Origin of the sequence: Streptomyces smyrnaeus, from assembly GCF_017676345.1 — a bacterium.
Classification (GTDB): Bacteria; Actinomycetota; Actinomycetes; order Streptomycetales; family Streptomycetaceae; genus Streptomyces; species Streptomyces smyrnaeus.
Map to the genome: position 1 here is coordinate 1 of NZ_JAFFZM010000006.1, position 18964 is coordinate 18964.

16 protein-coding genes are annotated in these 18964 nt (G+C 70.6%); 14 read left to right on the top strand and 2 right to left on the bottom strand.

All coding sequences use genetic code 11. From position 1 onward, the window contains the following. A partial coding sequence (locus tag JW613_RS11405) for an oligopeptide/dipeptide ABC transporter ATP-binding protein (RefSeq protein WP_209210703.1) occupies positions 1-463 on the top strand: 463 nt, incomplete at its 5' end. A 15-nt stretch (positions 464-478) separates the two neighbouring features. Here the strand turns inward: JW613_RS11405 and JW613_RS11410 are convergent. Continuing rightward, complete coding sequence (locus tag JW613_RS11410) at positions 479-1492, bottom strand: hypothetical protein (protein ID WP_209210704.1); 1014 nt, start codon at positions 1490-1492, stop codon at positions 479-481. 487 nt (positions 1493-1979) lie between these two features. Here JW613_RS11410 and JW613_RS11415 point away from each other — a divergent pair, with 487 nt between their 5' ends. From JW613_RS11415 to JW613_RS11435, 5 genes are all read left to right on the top strand, one after another. Further along, the gene (locus JW613_RS11415; RefSeq protein ID WP_245225428.1) at positions 1980-3014 is read left to right on the top strand and encodes an ABC transporter permease; all 1035 of its coding nucleotides are present in this window, start codon (positions 1980-1982) and stop codon (positions 3012-3014) included. A gap of 95 nt (positions 3015-3109) precedes the next feature. Continuing rightward, positions 3110-4906, top strand: a complete 1797-nt coding sequence (locus tag JW613_RS11420) for an ABC transporter substrate-binding protein (RefSeq protein ID WP_209210705.1) — start codon at positions 3110-3112, stop codon at positions 4904-4906. Between the two features lie 129 nt (positions 4907-5035). Next, entirely contained in the window at positions 5036-6013 is a 978-nt protein-coding gene (locus JW613_RS11425) for an ABC transporter permease (protein WP_209210706.1), read from the top strand. Positions 6014-6025: 12 nt separating this feature from the next. Beyond that, positions 6026-7093 (top strand): ABC transporter ATP-binding protein, encoded by a 1068-nt coding sequence (locus tag JW613_RS11430; RefSeq protein ID WP_209210707.1) that lies wholly within the window; start codon positions 6026-6028, stop codon positions 7091-7093. Positions 7094-7118: 25 nt separating this feature from the next. Next, positions 7119-8264 carry an ABC transporter ATP-binding protein gene (locus JW613_RS11435; RefSeq protein ID WP_209210708.1) on the top strand — a complete coding sequence of 382 codons (1146 nt, stop codon included), beginning with the start codon at positions 7119-7121 and terminating at the stop codon, positions 8262-8264. Between the two features lie 116 nt (positions 8265-8380). Here JW613_RS11435 and JW613_RS11440 read toward each other — a convergent pair whose 3' ends face one another. Beyond that, positions 8381-10576 (bottom strand): S9 family peptidase, encoded by a 2196-nt coding sequence (locus JW613_RS11440; protein ID WP_209210709.1) that lies wholly within the window; start codon positions 10574-10576, stop codon positions 8381-8383. A gap of 276 nt (positions 10577-10852) precedes the next feature. On the opposite strand from JW613_RS11440, the gene JW613_RS11445 reads away from it, so the two are divergent. The 8 genes from JW613_RS11445 (at position 10853) to JW613_RS11480 (ending at position 18956) form a co-directional block, all read left to right on the top strand. Continuing rightward, positions 10853-11047 carry a hypothetical protein gene (locus JW613_RS11445; protein WP_099883855.1) on the top strand — a complete coding sequence of 65 codons (195 nt, stop codon included), beginning with the start codon at positions 10853-10855 and terminating at the stop codon, positions 11045-11047. 105 nt (positions 11048-11152) lie between these two features. Beyond that, a complete protein-coding gene (gene mshB / locus JW613_RS11450) occupies positions 11153-12115 on the top strand; it encodes an N-acetyl-1-D-myo-inositol-2-amino-2-deoxy-alpha-D-glucopyranoside deacetylase (RefSeq protein WP_209210710.1) in 963 nt (320 codons plus the stop codon). Continuing rightward, on the top strand, positions 12112-12525 hold the full coding sequence (locus JW613_RS11455) for a DUF6113 family protein (protein WP_099883859.1): 414 nt from the start codon (positions 12112-12114) through the stop codon (positions 12523-12525). Before mshB ends, JW613_RS11455 begins: the two co-directional genes overlap by 4 nt. Before the next feature lie 128 nt (positions 12526-12653). Beyond that, positions 12654-15050 carry a peptidoglycan binding domain-containing protein gene (locus JW613_RS11460; RefSeq protein WP_209210711.1) on the top strand — a complete coding sequence of 799 codons (2397 nt, stop codon included), beginning with the start codon at positions 12654-12656 and terminating at the stop codon, positions 15048-15050. A 303-nt stretch (positions 15051-15353) separates the two neighbouring features. Beyond that, positions 15354-16316, top strand: coding sequence for an ABC transporter ATP-binding protein (locus JW613_RS11465; protein ID WP_209210712.1), 963 nt, complete (start codon positions 15354-15356; stop codon positions 16314-16316). After that, positions 16313-17050 (top strand): ABC transporter permease, encoded by a 738-nt coding sequence (locus tag JW613_RS11470; RefSeq protein ID WP_209210713.1) that lies wholly within the window; start codon positions 16313-16315, stop codon positions 17048-17050. The genes JW613_RS11465 and JW613_RS11470 overlap by 4 nt, the downstream gene beginning before the upstream one ends. A 48-nt stretch (positions 17051-17098) precedes the next feature. Further along, positions 17099-18346 (top strand): sensor histidine kinase, encoded by a 1248-nt coding sequence (locus JW613_RS11475; protein WP_209210714.1) that lies wholly within the window; start codon positions 17099-17101, stop codon positions 18344-18346. 4 nt (positions 18347-18350) lie between these two features. Further along, on the top strand, positions 18351-18956 hold the full coding sequence (locus tag JW613_RS11480) for a response regulator transcription factor (protein ID WP_209210715.1): 606 nt from the start codon (positions 18351-18353) through the stop codon (positions 18954-18956). Positions 18957-18964: the final 8 nt, after the last annotated feature.

Consider the following 18964-nt stretch of genomic DNA (forward strand, 5'->3'; position numbering starts at 1 on the left):
CCAGGTGGTCAATCTGATGGAGCGGTTGCAGGACGAGTTCGGGCTCTCCTGCATGTTCATCGCCCACGACCTGTCCATCGTCCGCCACATCTCCGACCGGGTGGCCGTGATGTACCTCGGCAAGATCATGGAGATCGGCACCGAGACCGAGATCTACGAGCACCCCACCCACCCCTACACCCAGGCGCTGCTGTCGGCCGTCCCGGTCCCCGACCCGGAGGCGGAGGCCGGGAGGGAACGCATCGTGCTGGAAGGCGACGTACCCTCGCCCGCCAACCCGCCCTCGGGCTGCCACTTCCGCACCCGCTGCTGGAAGGCCCAGCAGCGCTGCGTGGTCGAGGAGCCGGCCCTGGCCGTGCCCGAGAACTTCGCCGACACCCTCCCCGAGCAGCCGGTGCACCACCCCTCGGCCTGCCATTTCGCCGCCGAACGGGCCGCGGTGGTACCGCCGGTGGCCGGCTGAGAGCGGCGCGGGCCCTCAGGTCTGCGGAGAGGTTCCGTAGCGGGCGGTGCCGCCCCGGTACTGCGAGAGGGTGTGCGAGTCACGCTGCTCGCCGCGGGAGAGGGACAGCAGTACGGCGCAGCCGGTGACGACCTCGAAGGCGCTGGTGAGCACCCGAAGCTGGGCTTCGAAGCCGAGATCGCCGAAGTGCTCGAACAGCTCCGTCTTGATACCGAACGCCACGGCGAACAGGCCGATACCGAGCAGGGGGGCGGTGGTGATCAGGCCGAGGGGCCGGGAGAAGGGGACACCCGCCAGCGCCGCGACGGCGGTGACCAGACAGAGCAGGACGACGGCCCACAGCACCCAACCGGAGGGTGCGTCCAGCAGTCGTACGATGGCCCGCTCTCCGGTCAGCGTCTGCTCGTAGCGGTCCCATCCGTACTGGTTCCAGGCGCGTATCTCCCATGCGGCGAGCACCACACCGCCGGAGCCCAGCAGCAGAAAGGCGGCGACGGCGCCGCCCCTGGTGGGGCCGGCAGGGGGCTCGTCGGCGGGGTCGGAGCGGGACGGGCCGCCGTAGCCGTAGCCGCCGGAGAGGGGCGGGGCCGTGCGGCGGCCGACGACGGCGGTGACGATCAGCGCGGCACCGATGACGACCGCAGCGATGGTACTGAAGAGGACCTTGCTCAGCAGTCCGTCCGAGACGCCCTGCATCCAGTCGGCGTTGAGGTTCCACAGGCCGGGCGTACGCACGGCCACCGTCAGCAGACCGGTGCAGGTGAGTATCGCCGCGGACGAGGAGGAGCGGAACGCGGTCACGGCGGCGACCGAGTACAGCAGCAGCAGCGTCGGCTCCAGGAAGGAGGTGACCCACACGCCGTCCTCGGCGCGGGCCGGCAGCCCTGCCCAGTTCCACCAGACGTCGACGACCTCGCGGGCCTGGGTGAAGTCCCGGATGATCCAGGCCAGGCTGATCAGCGCGAGCGCGGCTGTCAGCAGTGCTCCGAAGGCGCGCGCGCCGCGCGCGAGCGTCCTGTCCTGGCCCATGCTCGGCCCCCCGTGTGTGCGGTGTCGCGACGTCCCAGATCCACCCGTGTCTACCTGTGATCGCCGTGCGGCTACAAGCGCCCCCCGGTGCCGCGACGCACGCCGATGCGACCGCGCGCCCATGTTCGCACGGCGCACACCGCTCGCGCATGGGAACGCCATCAAACCAGCCGCACGGGGGAGTTGCGCGCCGTACGCACTTCGCAGCGGCAGCTTCGGATATCGGTGAGACGTCGACCGTGTTGCGGGTTCGTTAAGGCGTTTCCTTGATACTTATTATGCTATGTCCGCTCGGCAGCTGTGATGTCAAGCACGTTGCGACCTCGATCTGCGCAACGTTCGCTCAAGAAAGCGTCGGTGGGCGGCCAGCCTGGCCAACACCTCTTGACTGCCACGTAATTGGCTTGCGAAAGTCCGGCTCAACCCACCCGCATCACGCCCAACGATTCGGGTTCCGGCGAGATTTGAGCGCGGGAGCACACACGCGATGACGAGTACTTCCCAGGCTGCGGCAGCCGGGGCCGACACCCCTGGTCCCGACGACCCCGGTCTGAGTTCTACGCGAGTTGCCAAGGAGGCCGAACTCGCGGGCCGATCCCCCGGCCAGCTCATGTGGATGCGCTTCAAGCGCGACCGCACCGGCGTGATCTCGGCGTGCATCGTGCTCGCCTTCTTCCTGATCGCGGCGCTGGCCCCGGTGATCTCCTGGCTCTACGGCAAGGACCCCTACACCCGGTACGGGCAGCTGAGGCCCGGTCTGCTGAACGAGAACTTCTACCCGGTGAAGCCCAACGGCGGCATCGACGGCGAGTTCTGGTTCGGGCTGGAGCCGGGGCTGGGCCGGGACGTGTTCACCCAGCTGCTCTACGGAATCCGCAACTCGCTGGCGCTCGCGGTGATCATCACTCTGCTGTCGGTGCTGACGGCCATCATCATCGGCGTCGCGGGGGGCTACTTCGGCGGCAAGGTCGACTACTTCCTCGGCCGTTTCACCGACTTGATGATGTCCTTCCCCAACCAGCTGTTCTTCGTGGCCTTCACGCCGGTGGTCGGGGCGCTGCTGGTGGACCCGCGGGACGAGATGCCGACCTGGCTGCGGGCCGGCGTGCTCGTCTACGTGATGTGGTTGCTGGGCTGGATGACGCTGGCACGACTGTTGCGCGGCCAGACGCTGTCGTTGCGGGAACGGGAATTCATCGAGGCGGCGCGGGTCGCCGGCACCCCGTCGGGCCGCATCGTCCGCAAGGAGCTGCTGCCGAACCTCGTCACGCCCATTCTGGTGCAGGCCACCTACATGCTGCCCAATAACGTCACCGCCATCGCGGGGCTCTCGTTCCTCGGTGTCGGTCTGCTGGAGCCCACCCCCGACTGGGGCCGGATGTTCGCGAAGGGCGCCGAGATCTACCAGAGCGACATCACCTACATGTTCTTCCCGGGCGGCGCGATGGTGATCTTCATCCTCGCCTTCAACCTGCTCGGAGACTCGGTCAGGGACGCATTCGATCCCAAGTCGGGCCGATGAGGGCCAGGCGCGACCGAGTGGTGGGGGGTGCTGCCACCCCGTACGGCATCAGTCAGGCAGCGACGGACAACCGACAGGCAGGTGCAGACACCACCATGAGCAGAGTGAGCATACGCACGGCGCGTGCCTCCCTCGCGGCGCTCGCCGCCGGAGCGCTGTTCCTCACCGGGTGCAGCAGCGGCGGCGGAGGCGACGACACGGAGAAGGAGGAGAAGGCCAAGCAGCAGGGCCAGGACGTCTCCTACACCTTCGCCGACGAAGCCGCGTCCAAGGGCCCGGCCAAGGAGGTCGAGGGCGGCCGCAAGGGCGGGACCATCAAGGTGCTGCAGCGCGACAGCTTCGCGCATCTGGACCCCGCGCAGATCTACGTCAGCGACGAGGGCGCGCTCGCCACGCTGATCCACCGCGGTCTGACCACCTACAAGAAGGTCAGCAACGACGAGTACGAGGTCGTCGGCGACCTGGCCACCGACAGCGGGAAGAAGTCGGACGGCGGCAAGACCTGGACGTACAAGCTCAAGGACGGCATCAAGTTCGAGGACGGCTCGACCATCACCTCGAAGGACGTCCGGCACACCATCGAGCGCACGTTCGCCCCGTTCATCACCGAGGGCCCCACCTTCGTCCAGCAGTGGCTGGCCGACACCGGTGGCACCGACTACCGCAAGATGCTCAAGGACGGCCCCTACAAGGGCAAGCACCTGCCCGACAGCGTCCTGGAGACGCCGGACGACAAGACCATCGTCTTCCACTTCAAGAAGCCGCAGGCCGAGCTGCCCTACGCGCTGGCGATGGCCGGCTACGCGGTGGTGTCCGAGAAGAAGGACACCAAGGAGAAGTACGACAAGAAGCCGCTGTGCTCCGGCCCGTACAAGATCGCTTCGTTCAAGTCCGGCAAGAGCATGAAACTGGTCCGCAACCCCGAGTGGGACCCGAAGACGGACCCGGCGCGCAACCAGTACCCGGACGCGTTCAACATCCAGTTCGGTGTCTCCTTCGAGGACTCCACCAAGCGGCTGATGTCCGACGCGGGTGAGAACCAGACCGCCACCAGCTTCACCAACCAGGTCGACGCCTCCAGCCTGCAGAAGGTGCGCACCGACCCGGAGATCAAGAAGCGGACCGTCGGCGGCTTCCAGTCCTACGTCAGCTACCTGAACATCAACATGGACCGGATCAAGAACAAGAAGGTCCGGCAGGCCATCGCCTACGCGATCCCCAACCAGTCCATCGTCTCGGCCTTCGGTGGCGCAGGCGGCGGTGAGATGGCGGGCAACTACATCAGCCCGACGCTGGTCGGCCACAAGAAGACCGACCCCTTCAACAAGCTGAAGAACCCGCAGGGTGACGTCAAGAAGGCGGCCAAGCTGCTGAAGGAGTCCGGCAAGAAGGGCATGAAGCTCACCTTCGCCTACCAGAACGCTCCCGAGTGGCAGCAGTTCGCGGTGGCTGCGACGCAGAACCTGGAGAAGGCCGGGTTCAACGTCCAGAAGAAGGACATCATCGCGGACACGTACTACGACCAGATCGGCAAGGTCAAGAACGGCTACGACATCTACCACAACTCGTGGGGTGCCGACTGGCCGAGCTCCTCGACCGTCGTTCCGAACCTGTTCGACGGGCGTCAGGTCCAGGACGGTTCCGCGAACTACTCGCACCACAAGAACCCCAAGTTCGAGAAGGAGATGGACCGCATCCGCGCCATGTCCGACGCGAACAAGGCCGCCGAGGAGTGGCAGAAGCTGGCGGACAAGATCCTCGTCGAGGACGTCCCCGCCGTGCCCATGCACTACTACAAGGCCATCCAGATCTCCGGCTCGAAGATCGGTGGCGCCTACTTCGACGAGCGGCTGCACGACCTCAACCCGACGTCGCTCTACGTGAAGAAGTAACGCACCGCGCCCCAGGCGCCGACTCCGCCGCCCGGCCCGTCGAGGCCGGGCGGCGGAGCCCCGGGCGACCCGCCCCGGTTCCGTCCCGTACGTCTCGATCCCGCTGTCGCACGAGAGCTGCGTTCCGTCATGCTGCGATTTCTCATCCGCCGGTCGCTCGGCGCCGTGGTGATCCTGCTGATCATCAGCGCCGTCACCTTCTTCCTCTTCTACGCCGTCCCACGGGACCCGGCGACGCTGGCCTGCGGCAAGAACTGCACGCCGGACGCGCTCGCGGTCATCCGCAAGAACATGGGCATCGACGAGCCGGTCCCGGTCCAGTACTTCCACTTCATGGTCGGCATCGTCGCCGGACGCCAGTTCAACGTGGGGGACTGTCCGGCACCGTGCTTCGGCTACTCCTTCGCCAACCAGGACCCCGTCTGGCAGACCATCCTGGACCGCTTCCCCACCACCGTCTCGCTGACCGTCGGCGGTGCCGTGGTCTTCCTGACCATCGGTCTGGGCGCCGGCATGATCGCCGCCTGGAAGAAGGGCACCGTCATCGACAAGGCGTTCAGCTCGATGTCGCTGGTGCTCTCCTCGATGCAGATCTACTTCATCGGCCCGCTGGTGCTGGCGCTGGTGGTCTACAACCTGGAGCTGCTCGACCAGCCCAAGTACGTCCCGCTCACCCAGGATCCGGCCGGCTGGTTCATGGGACTGCTGATCCCCTGGATGGTCGTCCAGATCATCTTCACCGCGAACTACACCCGTCTTTCCCGGTCCTCGATGATCGAACAGTTGCAGGAGGACCACGTCAGAGCGGCCCGGGCCAAGGGCATGTCGGGCAAGTACGTCTTCTTCCGCTACGCGTGGCGCGGCTCGCTGATCCCGATCGTCACCATCTTCGGTGTCGACCTCGGTTCGCTGTTCGGCGGCGCGATGATCACCGAGTGGACCTTCTCGCTGCCCGGGCTCGGCACTCTCGCGGTCAACTCGGTGCAGAACACCGATCTGCCCATGGTGATGGGCGTGATGCTCTTCGCGGCCACCTTCATCATCCTCTTCAACATCGTCGTGGACGCCGCCTACGCGTTCATCGATCCGCGCGTGCGGCTGTCCTAGGAGAACCGGCACATGACCACCCTGACCAAGGAAGCCGACGTACCGGCCCCGCGTGACGGCGGCGGTGACGCCTTCCTCTCGGTGCGCGACCTGTACGTGCACTTCGACACGGAGGACGGCACCGTCAAGGCAGTCGACGGGCTCTCCTTCGACGTCGAACGCGGCCGCACCCTCGGCATCGTCGGTGAGTCCGGCTCCGGCAAGTCGGTCACCAACCTGTCCATCCTGGGCCTGCACAACCCGCGGACCACCGACATCTCCGGGCAGATCATGCTGGACGGCCAGGAGCTGACGGGCGCCCGGGAGAAGACCCTGGAGGCGCTGCGCGGCAACAAGATGGCGATGATCTTCCAGGACGCGCTCACCGCCCTCTCGCCGTACTACACGATCGGGCGGCAGATCGCCGAGCCGTACCGCAAGCACATGGGCGTCTCCAAGCGCGAGGCGCATCTGCGGGCCATCGAGATGCTGGACAAGGTCGGCATCCCGAACCCCAAGATGCGGGTCAACGACTACCCGCACCAGTTCTCCGGCGGTATGCGGCAGCGCGCGATGATCGCGATGGCGCTGGTGTGCAACCCGGACCTGCTGATCGCGGACGAGCCCACCACGGCGCTCGACGTCACCGTGCAGGCGCAGATCCTCGACCTGCTCAAGGACCTCCAGCAGGAGTTCGGCTCCGCGATCGTCTTCATCACCCACGACCTCGGAGTCATCGCCAACGTCGCCGACGACATCCTGGTGATGTACGGCGGGCGGGCCGTCGAGCGCGGCTCGGTCTCCGAGGTGCTGCGCTCCCCGCAGCACCCGTACACCTGGGGCCTGCTCACCTCCATGCCCCGGCTGACCGGGAACGTCAACGAGGAGCTCTCACCGATCCACGGCTCCCCGCCCAGCCTGCTCGCACCCCCGCCCGGCTGCCCCTTCCACCCGCGCTGCGGCTTCGTGGACGAGGTCGCCGGCAAGTCCTGCACGGCCGACCGGCCGCCGCTGCCGGACGGCCGGGGTGCCGCCTGCCATCTGACGGCGGAGCAGAAGCGGACGTTCTTCGTCGAGCAGATCAAGCCCAGGCTGAGCTAGGACAGGCAGAGGGAGAAACAGACCAATGAGCGATGACCTCACCCTGACCGAGCCCGGCGAGGGCGAACCGCAGGACACTCGGCCGGCGCGTACCGGGGAGCCGCTGCTGCAGGCCGAGAACCTGGCCAAACACTTCCCCATCATGGGTGGCTTCCCCTTCAAGCGGAAGGTGGGCGAGGTCCAGGCCGTCTCCGGTGTCGACCTGTCCGTGCGCGCGGGCGAGAGCTTCGGGCTCGTCGGCGAGTCGGGCTGCGGCAAGTCCACCACGGGGCGGCTGCTGACCCGGCTGCTGGAGCCCACCGCGGGCAAGCTCACCTACGCGGGGCAGGACATCACCCACGCGTCGCGCAAGGAGCTGGCACCGGTCCGCTCCGAGATCCAGATGATCTTCCAGGACCCGTACTCGTCGCTCAACCCGCGGCATACGGTCGGCACCATCATCGGCGGCCCCATGGAGGTCAACGGGATCAACCCGCCCGGCGGGCGGGAGAAGCGCATCCGTGAGCTGCTGGAGACCGTCGGCCTCAACCCCGAGCACTACAACCGGTTCCCGCACGAGTTCTCCGGCGGTCAGCGCCAGCGCATCGGTGTGGCCCGCGCGCTCGCGCTGGAGCCCAAACTGATCGTGGCCGACGAGCCGGTCTCCGCGCTGGACGTCTCCATCCAGGCCCAGGTGGTCAACCTGCTCCAGCAGGTGCAGCGCGACATGGGCATCGCCTTTGTGTTCATCGCCCATGACCTGGCGATCGTGCGGCACTTCTCCGAGCGGGTCGCGGTGATGTACCTCGGCAAGATCGTCGAGGTGGGTGAGCGCGAGGCGATCTACAACCGTCCCCGCCACCCCTACACGCACGCGCTGCTGTCCGCGGTGCCGGAAGCCGTGCTGCACGAGGAGGCGGCGTCGGAGGGACCGGAGGCCAGGGAGCGGATCCGGCTGGCCGGCGACGTGCCCTCGCCGATCAACCCGCCCTCGGGCTGCCGCTTCCGCACCCGCTGCTGGAAGGCCCAGGACAAGTGCGCCACCGAGGAGCCCCCGCTGGTCCGGCTCCCCGGGAACGAGCCGGACCATCTGACGGCCTGCCACTTCCCCGAGGAGCCCACGACCGCCGCCCGTGAGGAGGCCGTCGTCATGGACAAGGCGCTCCAGGCGATGGAGGACAGTTCGCACTAGGGCTTCGCCCTGCCGGGGAGGGGAACTGCGCGAGCAACCACGGGGGGTACCGCCCGGCCGAAGGCTGGGGGAGCACCTGCGGCCCGCAGCGCACAGACAGGGCAGCCCCTCCTCGGTCAGTCGGCGATCCCCAACGACCGCTTCAGGAAGTCCACCTGCAGCAGCAACAGGTTCTCCGCGACCGCCGCGCCGCTTGCCATATGGGTGACCCCCGAGAGAGGGAGCACTTCATGGCGGCGGCCCGCAGCCAGCAGCGCGGAGGACAGCCGCAGCGCGTGGGCCACCACCACGTTGTCGTCGGCGAGCCCATGAATGATCATCAGCGGCCGATGGGGGCTGTCCTCGTCCACCAGGGACAGCCCCTCGTCGGTGATTAGTGAGGCCTCCGCGTAGCTGTCGGGGTCCTCCTGCGGGGTGCCGCAGTACCGCTCGGTGTAGTGGGTGTCGTACAGCCGCCAGTCCGTCACCGGTGCTCCGGCGACCGCGGCGTGGAAGACGTCGGGTCGCCGCAGCACCGCCAGCGCCGCGAGATAACCGCCGTACGACCAGCCGCGGATGCCGACCCGGGACAGGTCGAGCGGAAAGTCCTCGGCGAGCGCGTGCAGCGCCTCGACCTGGTCCTCCAGCGTGACGGCGGCGATCCGGCGCGAGACGGCCTTCTCCCAGCCGGGGCTGTGGCCGGGGGTGCCGCGCCCGTCCGCCGTGACCACCGCGAAGCCCTGGTCCGCGAACCACTGCGCCGTCAGATGCGCGTTGTGCGCCGCGACGACCCGCTGCCCGTGCGGCCCACCGTAGGGATCCATCAGCACCGGCAGCGGCCCGTCCGACTCCTGGTAGCCGGAGGGCAGGACGACGGCGGCCGGGATACGGCGCCGTCCGGTGTGCAGCAGCCGAGGCGCGGTGCTGAGCACGGGTGTCTCGGCGTACGACTCGATGGCGCCCAGCCGCGCCGAGTCGGCCTCCCGCAGCAGCACCACCCGCGCACCCGGCCCGGACAGGGCCGCGGTCGACAGGACCAGCGTCCCGCCGCCCCGTACGGCGGAGGCGAGGTGCGGCCCCTCCTCGTCGGCGATCCGCACCGGCTCGCCACCGGCCAGCGGCACCCGGTAGACCCCGATGTCCCCCGGCGCGCGGCGGTCCGCCGCACCGCCCCCGTCGCCTTCCGAGGCGGAGAAGAGGACGTCTTCCTCCCCGATGTCGAGAACGGCCCGTACGTGCAGCGCCGGGGAGGTGAGCCGCCGTGCGCCCGCCATGAGCACCCGTGCGCCTCCGCCGCCCCGTGCCGCGTCGGCCCGGTCGCCCTGTGCCGCGCCACCTTCGTCGGTGATCCGGACGAGCTCGCCGTCCGGCGCCCACGCCGGGACCCCGCCGAAGAGTTCAAGCCAGATTGGATCATATTCGGCGAGTGTGACGGAAGTCGCACCCGTGGCGGTGTCCACCGTCAGATACGCGGCCTCGCGCTGGTCCCTGCTCTGGACGAGCAGCAGCGGCGGACCGGCGGACGACCAGTGCGCCCGGGCCAGATACGGATAGCGCTCGCGGTCCCAGTCGACCTGGACGCGGGACCCGTCGAGGCCGAGCAGATGCAGGGTGACCTCGGCGTTCTGGGTGCCTGCCGCGGGATAGGCGACCCGGGTCGGCTCCTGCTGCGGGTTGGCCGGATCGGCGATGGTCCAGCGCTGCACAGGGGCGTCGTCGACCCGTGCGGCCAGCAGCCGGTCCGCGCCCGGGGACCACCAGTATCCGCGGGTCCTGGACATCTCCTCGGCGGCGATGAACTCGGCCAGGCCCCAGGTGACGGTCCCGGGCTCGGGCCCGGCCAGTGCCCGGTCGTCCTCGCCGTCCACGGCGGCCACCCGCAGCGCGCCGCCCGACACATAGGCCACGTGCCGTCCGTCCGGGGAGGGCCGGGGGTCCACCACGGGGGTGGGTGTCGGCAGCTCGGCCGCCTTCCCGGTGAGCAGGTCGGCGGTGAAGAGCCGACCCGAAAGAGCGAAAGCGGCCATCTTCATGGAACTGTCAGTGGCATATCCGACCACGCCCGCGGTTCCCTCGCGGCTCCGCTCGCGCCGCGCGCGCTCCTCGGGGGACAGCTCCTCGGCGGCGCCGCCCAGCAGCTCCTCGGGGTCGGCCGCGATCCGCTCCTCGCCGCTCGCCACATCCCGCACCCACAGCAGGTGGGCCAGGTCAGAGCCGCTGCGGGAGCGCAAAAAGGCTACTCGTGAGCCGTCTGGGGCAACTGTGAAGGACCTCGGAGCGCCAAGTGTGAATCGGTGGGTACGCGCGTGCTGCCGCGGGAAAGTCGTAGCCATGCGGCCGACCGTACTGCGCTTGAGCCGGGCTGTGATCCGCTCCGGGTGCCCTCCGGGAAGATCGTCGGGTGGTGTGCAGTTGGCTGGAACTGAATATGCGCCCCTCCTCTGCACCTGTGCACCGAGCCGTGCGGTCGTGCGGATAATTATGATCCGTTGCGCATGGTGAGTGCTGGGTATGAAGCCGGTGGCTCCTCCATGCCGGAGGCGTGCTGCCGTGTCCGTGTGACCCGTACCGATCCCGTACCGACCGTGCGTACTTGGAGGTGAACCGCCGTGGCACTCTCGATTTCGGCGGTGGTGCTGCTGGCGATCATCGTCATCCTGCTCGTCAGGAAATCCGGGCTCAAAGCCGGACACGCGGTGATCTGCGTGCTGTTGGGCTTCTATCTGGCCAGTTCGTCGATGGCCCCCACCATCAACGACCTGACCACCAACGTCGCCGGGATGATCGGGGAGCTCAAGTTCTGACCCGGTTCCTGTCCGCATCCCGTCTCTCCTCGCTCCCGCGCCTACGCGGCCGTCCGGAGCGGCCACGTCGGCTGCCGGTACGGCGTCCGTCGTAGGCTCGGGGGTATGACCGCTGCGTTTACCCCGGGGGCGGCCCCCGGCTCACCGGCCGCCCCCGAGCGCCGTCTGCTGCTGGTGCACGCGCACCCCGACGACGAGTCGATCACCACCGGCGCCACCATGGCCAAATACGCGGCGGAGGGCGCCCACGTCACCCTCGTCACCTGCACCCTGGGGGAGGAGGGCGAGGTCATCCCGGACGGGCTGGCCCATCTGGCGCCCGACCAGGACGACACCCTGGGCCCGCACCGCATCGGTGAACTCGCGGCGGCCATGCGCGCGTTGGGCGTCACCGACCACCGCTTCCTCGGCGGCCCCGGCCGCTACCGCGACTCCGGCATGATGGGCGCCCCGACCAACGACCGCCCCGGCTGCTTCTGGCAGGCGGAGCTGGACGAGGCCGCGCAGCTGCTCGCCGCCGTGGTGTGCGAGGTACGCCCCCAGGTGCTCGTCACCTACGGGCCCGACGGGGGCTATGGCCATCCGGACCACATCAAGGCCCACCGCGTCGCCATGCGCGCCGTCGAACTCGCCGCCACGAAGAACGGCCGTTCGCAGGGCGAGCCGCACCGGGTCCAGCGGGTCTACTGGAACGTGGTGCCCCGCCCCGTGCTCGATGAGGGCTTCGCCCGGCTGCATGCCGCCGACGACGACGGTGAGGTCTTTCCCTTTCCGGGCTTCACGGGCAGAACGGGCTTCGCACAGCCGGACGATGTCCCGGGGGTGGTGGACAGCGCGGCCGAGGTCGATGTCACGGTGGAGGCCGACGCGTACGTGGCGGCGAAGGCGAGGGCGATGGCAGCACACGAGACCCAGGTGTCCGTACGCCACACCTCCCGCGGTCCGGTCTTCGCGCTCTCCAACGGGCTGGCCCAGCCGCTGAGCGGGACGGAGTTCTTCCAGCGAGCGGACCGCGACGGTGCGGCGCCGGCCGGGGCCGACGACCTGTTCGCGGAGGTGGACGCATGAGCGCGGTGAGCGGCAACGGCACGGCGGAGCGGAGCGCCTGGCCCCGCGCGCTCGGGGCCAGGGTCGCGGTCTACGCGGTACTGGTCGTCCTCGGACTGCTGACCGGCGTCGCCGGAACCCTGGTGCAGGGCGGCTGGTTCCCCTTCGGGCTGCTGCTGGCGCTGGCCGCCGCCGTCGGGGTCTTCTGGGGCGGCGCCACCCTGTGCCGTACGAAGGTGGGGGCCGCGGCCCCGGGCGCCGGGTGGGTGCTCGCGGTGCTGCTGACAACCCCCTCGCGGGCCGAGGGCGACTTTCTGTTCGCCGCGGGAATCGCCGGCTATGTCTACCTGTTCGGCGGCATGCTCGCGGCTGTGATGTGTACCACGATCGCCTTGCCCGCGCCCCCCGTGCCCGTCGGCAAAAACCGCTGAGAGGACCGTCACCGGGGCGATTCGGTGGTCGCGGGGTCGGTGCCCTGTGCCCCAAGTACAGTGGTGCGCGCCGGCGAGCCGCCTTCAGGCCAACAGGAAGACGGCGAATCCATCCGGGAGTACCTGTTTTGAGTCGTGAAACTGACAGTTCGTCCTCCGGGCCCAAGCGGCGCGGCGGTTCGTCGTACCCCTCGGGGACCGAGCCGTACGGCGCCTCGGGCTCCGGCGCGGGCCAGGACGACCGGAATGTCCCACCTCCGGCCGGGTCCAAGCCGGACGAGCCGAAGACGGAGACGACGCTCACCACGCGCATCCGCATCAACATCCCCGGCTCACGGCCGATTCCGCCCGTGGTGATGCGTACGCCGGTGGCGGACGACGGCGAGGAGGGCACGTCCGACAGAACGGAGGACGGCTCCGGCGGCCGGGAGTCGAAGGGCACCGTGGACCTCGGCGCGGGCAAGCGCGCGACCGGGGGCGGCACGGGCCCCGCCGCCGTGCCCCCGCCCGCGCCGGGCGGTGGCTCCGAAGCCCCGCCGGCTGCCTCGGCGTCCGCGGGCGCGGGCGTGGGCGGGGGCGGCGGAACGGGCTCCGGCTCCGACGACGCCTCCGGGGCGGAGGAGAAGTTCACCCAGCGGACCAGCGACTGGTTCGCGCCGCGCAAGCCGCCCAAGAGCACGTCGGCGCCGTCCGGCCCGGCAGCCGGTGGCCCCGGCTCCGGCGCGGCACCCGGTGCAGGCGGTGGGGGCGGTGTTGGTGCCGGTGCCGGGGCTGGGGACCGTGGCGATCTGCCGTACTACTCCGGGCCGGGGCCCGAGTCGACCGGTACGCACGGGGTTCCCGAGTCCACCGGTACGCACGGGATTCCCGAGTCGACCGGTACGCACGGGATTCCCGGTGCGCCGGGAGCCGGGCCTGCCTTCCCGGGCGGAGCCGGCCCGACCGACACGCCGCCCGACGGCGTGCCGCACTTCGGGCAGAACCCGCCGGGCGGGCCCGCCGGCCCCACCACGGGCCCGGCCACCGGTGACATGCGCGTACCGCCCACCCCGGGCAGCGCCGCCCCCGGCTCCCTGGCGGCACCGGGCGCCGCTCAGGGCTCCGGCGCGGGCCCCGATTTCGGTGCGGGCCGGGCTCCCGGCGCGCACGCTCCCGGCGCCGACCAGGGGCGGGGGGCCTCAGGACCGGACGCGTTCGGCCACGGCCGTCCGGGCTCCCACGGCGTCCCCGGGGCCGGCCCCGGCGGTACGCCCCCGTCCGGAACGCCCATGGTGCCGGGCGCCGGTGCGGCTGACCGCCCGGGTACGCCCACCACGGGTCCGGGCGCGGGCACCGGGGCGAGCCCCTTCGCAGCCGCCGGCGCGGAGCCTTCGGGCGCGCCCGGCAGCGAGGCGCGGCTGTCGAGCGACACCATGGTCAGCGGCGTCCCGCAGACGGGCGATCCGGGCGAGCCCGGCGGCCCCGGCGTGCCGCCGCCCGGCCCCTCGTCCCCCGCGCCCGGTGCCGGAGCCCCCGGCGCGCCGTCCGCGCAGAGCGGCACGAAGGCCGCCAAGCCGGCCAAGAAGGGCGGCCGTTCCAAGCTGGTGCTCGTCGGGGCCGCGGTCGTCGGCGTCCTCGGTGTCGCCTACGGCACGGGGCTGCTGCTCGACCACGCGGACGTCCCCAAGGGCACCACGGTGCTCGGTGTGGAGATCGGCGGGCTGAGCAAGCACGAGGCCGTCAACAAGCTGGACGCCGAACTGGGCGACCGGACGAAGGAGCCGTTCAAGATCGAGACGAGTGGCGGCCGGACGGAGCTCAAGCCCAGCGTCGCCGGGGTCGCCCTCGACACGGAGGCGACCGTGCGCTCCGCCGCGGGCCGGGACTACAACCCGGTCTCCGTCATCGGCTCCCTCATGGGCCGGACCCGCGAGGCCGAGCCGACCATCAAGGTGGACGAGGCCAAGGTGCGTGCCGCGCTCAAGCCCGTCCTCGCCAAGGCCGAGGCGAAGTCCCCGTCCGAGGGCATGGTCAAGTTCACGGGCGGCAAGGCGGTCGCCGTCGAGGGCAGCCCGCACAAGGTCGTCGACATCGACAAGGCGCCCGCCGCGCTGAAGAAGGCCTTCGTGCAGCGCGCCGTCTCCGGCAAGAACGAACCGGTCGAGCTGCCCGGCCCCGTACGCAAGCCCAAGGTGACCGAGGCCGAGCTGGACAAGGCGGTGAACGGTTTCGGCCGTACCGCGATGTCCGGCTGGGTCTATCTGAAGGCCGGGGATGTGAAGGTCCCCTACAGCCAGAAGACGATCGGCAAGTTCCTCACCATGCAGGCGAGCGGCAACGGAAAGCTGCAGCCGGTCATCGACACCGCGAAGCTGAAGGAGACCTACGGCTCGGCGTTCGACAACGTGGTGGTCGACGGCGGCGCCCGGACGGTCAAGATGACGCCGAAGCACGCGGCGGCCGCCATGGTGGAGGCCCTTCGCAAGAAGGCACCGCCCGAGCCGGCCCAGCGCGTCGCCGAGGTCCCGGCGACCCGCTCCCGCTGACCCCGGCTCCCGCCGAGCCGGGTACCGGACCGACCCAGGGGCGTCCCGCCGAGGTGGCGGGGCGCCCCTGGTCGTGGCGACCGGTGCGGGGCGCGTCCGGGCGGCGAGTGCCTGCTCGCCCGGTCTCGTACGCCGGTTCGTAGCCGAGGCTCGTATCCCGGGCTCGCACGATGGGCCCGTGCGCCGGGCCCGTGTACCGGGTCCGTACGCCCCTTGTCACCCGGGGGAGGTGACATCTGTCAGCCCCAGGTCACGACTGCCGACACTGCCCCGGGCACCCGGTCTCCGGCGAGTCTTGGGGGCATGACATCGACCCGCGCCACGGCCCCCGCCGTGGAGTTCATTTCGGCCAGTAAGACCTACGGCACCGTCCGGGCACTCGACGGACTGACCGTCAGCCTTCACCCCGGCGAGACCGTCGCCCTCCTCGGCCCCAACGGGGCGGGCAAGTCCACCACGCTCGACCTGCTGCTCGGACTGCGCAACCCGGACCCGGGTGGCCGGGTGCGGCTGTTCGGGACCACACCGCGGCAGGCGGTGACGGGCGGCCGGGTGGGCGCCATGCTCCAGTCCGGCGGGCTGATGGAGGGCGTACGGGTCCGCGAACTGGTCGAGCTCGCCTGCGCTCTGCACCCGCGGGGGTACCCGGCCGAACAGGTGCTGGCGGACGCCCGGATCACCGAGCTGGCCGACCGGATGGTGGGCAAGCTGTCCGGCGGCCAGGAACAGCGGGTGCGGTTCGCGCTGGCCACGGCCGGGGACAGCGATCTGATCGTGCTGGACGAGCCCACCACCGGCATGGATGTCACCGCGCGCCGCGCCTTCTGGTCGGCCATGCGGGCGCAGGCCGCCCAGGGCCGCACGGTGCTGTTCGCCACCCACTACCTGGAGGAGGCCGACGAGGTCGCCGACCGGGTACTGGTGCTGCACCGCGGGCGGCTGCTCGCCGACGGCAGCGCAGCCCGGATCAAGGCCATGGCGGGCGTGCGCCGGGTCGGCTTCACGCTGGACGCGGTGCCCGACGGGGTGCTGGAGGCCCAGCTGCGTGCCCTGCCCGGAGTCGCTGAACTCGACCTGGCCGGTGCCACCGTACGGCTGCGCTGCACCGACGCGGACGCCACCGTGCACGCGCTCTACGCGCTGGGGCTCCACCCGCGCGGCCTGGAGGTCACCGGGCTCGGCCTGGAAGAAGCGTTCGTCACCCTCACCACCCGCGCCGAGGAGACCGGCCACCGGGTGACCGAGAACAAGGCAGGCACCAAGTGAAGACCCTCGTCAAGCTGGAGATCACGCGCTCGCTGCGCAACAAGAAGTTCATGTTCTTCTCGGTGATCTATCCGCCGGTGCTCTACGTGATCATCGCGGGCCGGGACACCACGGGGAACATGCCGGGCCTGCCGGTGGACCTGAAGCTGTACTACATGGTCGCCATGGCCGCCTTCGGCGCGATGACCGCCGTGCTGATGGGCAACAGCGAACGCATCGCCAAGGAGCGTGAGACCGGCTGGGTACGGCAGCTGCGGCTCACCGCGCTGCCGGGGCGCGGCTATGTCACCGCGAAGATCGCCTCGGCCGCCACCGTCAGCCTGCCCTCCATCCTGCTGGTCCTGCTGACCGGAGCCACCGTCATGGACGTACGGCTGGCAGCGTGGCAGTGGGGTGCCGTCGCCCTGTGCTCGTGGGCCGGCAGCTTCGTCTTCGCCGCGCTGGGGGTGGCCATCGGCTATCTGGCGACGGGGGACGCGGTGCGGCCGATCACGATGCTGTTCTACTTCGGGCTGGCGTTCACCGGCGGGCTGTGGTTGCCGATGTCGAGCCTCCCCGACTGGGTGCGGCACATCGGTGAATGGATGCCCACCTACGCCTACACCGGGCTGGGCCGGGCCGTGGAGGTCGGCGAGGCACCGCACCTGGCCGACGCGGGGCTGCTGCTCGGCTATCTGGTGCTCTTCGCCGCAGTGGCCGCCTGGCTCTACCGCAAGGACACCCGGAAGGCATGATGCCTCCAGGTACGACGTAAGGACACGCACAACATGAGGAACCGTGGCATGGCGGACACCCGGCGGCCGGCCGCGGCCGGAGAGGGCGCCGGCCCGGCCGTGGACGACCTGCGGCCGAACCGCGCGGGCGACCGGGTCCCGGCCTTCGGGGACGCCTTGGAGACCCGGCGCCGCAAGCGGTTCCGGATCGCCATGATCTGCGTCTGGATGGTCTTCCTCAGCGGCCCGGTGAGCGATCTGTGGACGGGCGACCACAGCGGTCCGGCACTCGCCGGTGCGGTGGCCGGGTTCGTGGCGTTCCTCGCCGCCTACCTCACGCTCGTCTACCGGCACATCAAGACCCCTTTTCCCCTGCGGGTGGTGTATCCGCTCCTGTTCTTCCTCTACGGCCTGGCCCTCGTCCTCTCCCTCACGGCGAGCGAGCTGTGGCTGGTGCTGTTCGTCTACGTCGCGGTGGCGATCGGCGCCGTGCTGCCCACCCGGCACGCGGTGGCGGGCGTGGCGGCGTGCGTGCTGGCGCTGGTGGCGGTCGGTACGGACTTCGGGGCCCGGCCCACGTGGAGCGGATGGTCCGGCCTCGTGATCCCCTGCGTGCTGGCCGGTTTCGCGCTGATTTCCGCGCGCAAGACGATCCTGACGATGCGGGAGCTGCGCGAGACCCGGGCGGTGGTGGCGCAGCTGGCGGCCAACGAGGAGCGGCTGCGTCTCGCCCGGGACCTGCACGACCTGCTGGGGCACTCGCTGTCCCTGATCACCCTCAAGAGCGAGCTGGCGGGCCGGATGCTGCCCGCACGCCCCGAAGAGGCCGCCACCCAGGTCGCCGACATCGAACGCGTCAGCAGGCAGGCACTGGTCGATGTCCGCGAGGCGATCGGCGACTACCGGCGCCCCACCCTCGCCGTCGAACTCGCGGGCGCCCGTACCGCGCTGGAGGCGGCGGGCGTCGTCGCCGAGCTGCCGCACCGGCCGCCGCCCGTACGGCCGGCGCCCCAGCAGGAGGCGGCGCTGGCCTGGGCGCTGCGCGAGGCGGTCACCAACGTCGTACGGCACAGCGGCGCCACCCACTGCACGGTGACCCTGCGGGATTGCGACGGCGACGGCGCTCCGGGCGGTCACGGTCGGCGGGTCCTGCGGCTCACCGTCGCGGACGACGGCAAAGGCCCCACCGGTGCGGGCGAGGGCAACGGGCTGAGCGGGCTGCGGGAGCGGCTGGAGCCGGTCGGCGGCTCGCTGTCGACCTCGGCGGGCGTGGACGGGGGCTTCACTCTGTGCGCCACCGTGCCGTCGCTACCCTGAGGCGGTGATCAGACTGCTGCTCGCCGAGGACCAGGCGATGGTCCGCGAGGCGCTCGCCGCGCTGCTGAGCCTGGAACCGGACATCGAGATCGTCGCCCAGGTCGGCAGGGGCGACGAGGTGCTGGACGCGGTCGCGGCCCACCGGCCGGACGTGGCGCTGCTGGACATCGAGATGCCCGGTCTGAGCGGTCTGGACGCCCTGGAGGGGCTGCGGGCGACGCACCCTTCGCTGAAGGTCGTCATCCTCACCACCTTCGGCCGGCCCGGCTATCTGCGCCGCGCCATGGAGTCGGGCGCCGACGCGTTCCTGGTCAAGGACGCGCCCGCGGCACAACTCGCCGACGCCGTACGCCGGGTGCGGGCAGGCGAGCGCGTCATCGACCCGGGGCTGGCCGCAGCCGCGCTCGCCGAGGGCGCCAGCCCGCTCACCGACCGGGAGCGCGATGTGCTGAGCGCGGCCCGCGAGGGCGCGGCCAACGCCGAGATCGCCGCGGCGCTGCACCTGTCGCACGGCACGGTCCGCAACTATCTGTCCACGGCCATCCAGAAGACCGGCGCCCGCAACCGGACCGAGGCCGTCCGTATCGCCCGCGACAAGGGCTGGCTGTAGTCCGACAC

Coding starts and splice junctions, on each gene's coding strand:
- JW613_RS11435 (WP_209210708.1), top strand. CDS start 7,119: ATGAGCGATGACCTCACCCTGACCGAGCCCGGCGAGGGCGAACCGCAG.
- JW613_RS11440 (WP_209210709.1), bottom strand. CDS start 10,576: ATGGCTACGACTTTCCCGCGGCAGCACGCGCGTACCCACCGATTCACA.
- JW613_RS11465 (WP_209210712.1), top strand. CDS start 15,354: ATGACATCGACCCGCGCCACGGCCCCCGCCGTGGAGTTCATTTCGGCC.
- JW613_RS11430 (WP_209210707.1), top strand. CDS start 6,026: ATGACCACCCTGACCAAGGAAGCCGACGTACCGGCCCCGCGTGACGGC.
- JW613_RS11410 (WP_209210704.1), bottom strand. CDS start 1,492: ATGGGCCAGGACAGGACGCTCGCGCGCGGCGCGCGCGCCTTCGGAGCA.
- JW613_RS11425 (WP_209210706.1), top strand. CDS start 5,036: ATGCTGCGATTTCTCATCCGCCGGTCGCTCGGCGCCGTGGTGATCCTG.
- JW613_RS11455 (WP_099883859.1), top strand. CDS start 12,112: ATGAGCGCGGTGAGCGGCAACGGCACGGCGGAGCGGAGCGCCTGGCCC.
- JW613_RS11415 (WP_245225428.1), top strand. CDS start 1,980: ATGACGAGTACTTCCCAGGCTGCGGCAGCCGGGGCCGACACCCCTGGT.
- mshB (WP_209210710.1), top strand. CDS start 11,153: ATGACCGCTGCGTTTACCCCGGGGGCGGCCCCCGGCTCACCGGCCGCC.
- JW613_RS11420 (WP_209210705.1), top strand. CDS start 3,110: ATGAGCAGAGTGAGCATACGCACGGCGCGTGCCTCCCTCGCGGCGCTC.
- JW613_RS11475 (WP_209210714.1), top strand. CDS start 17,099: ATGGCGGACACCCGGCGGCCGGCCGCGGCCGGAGAGGGCGCCGGCCCG.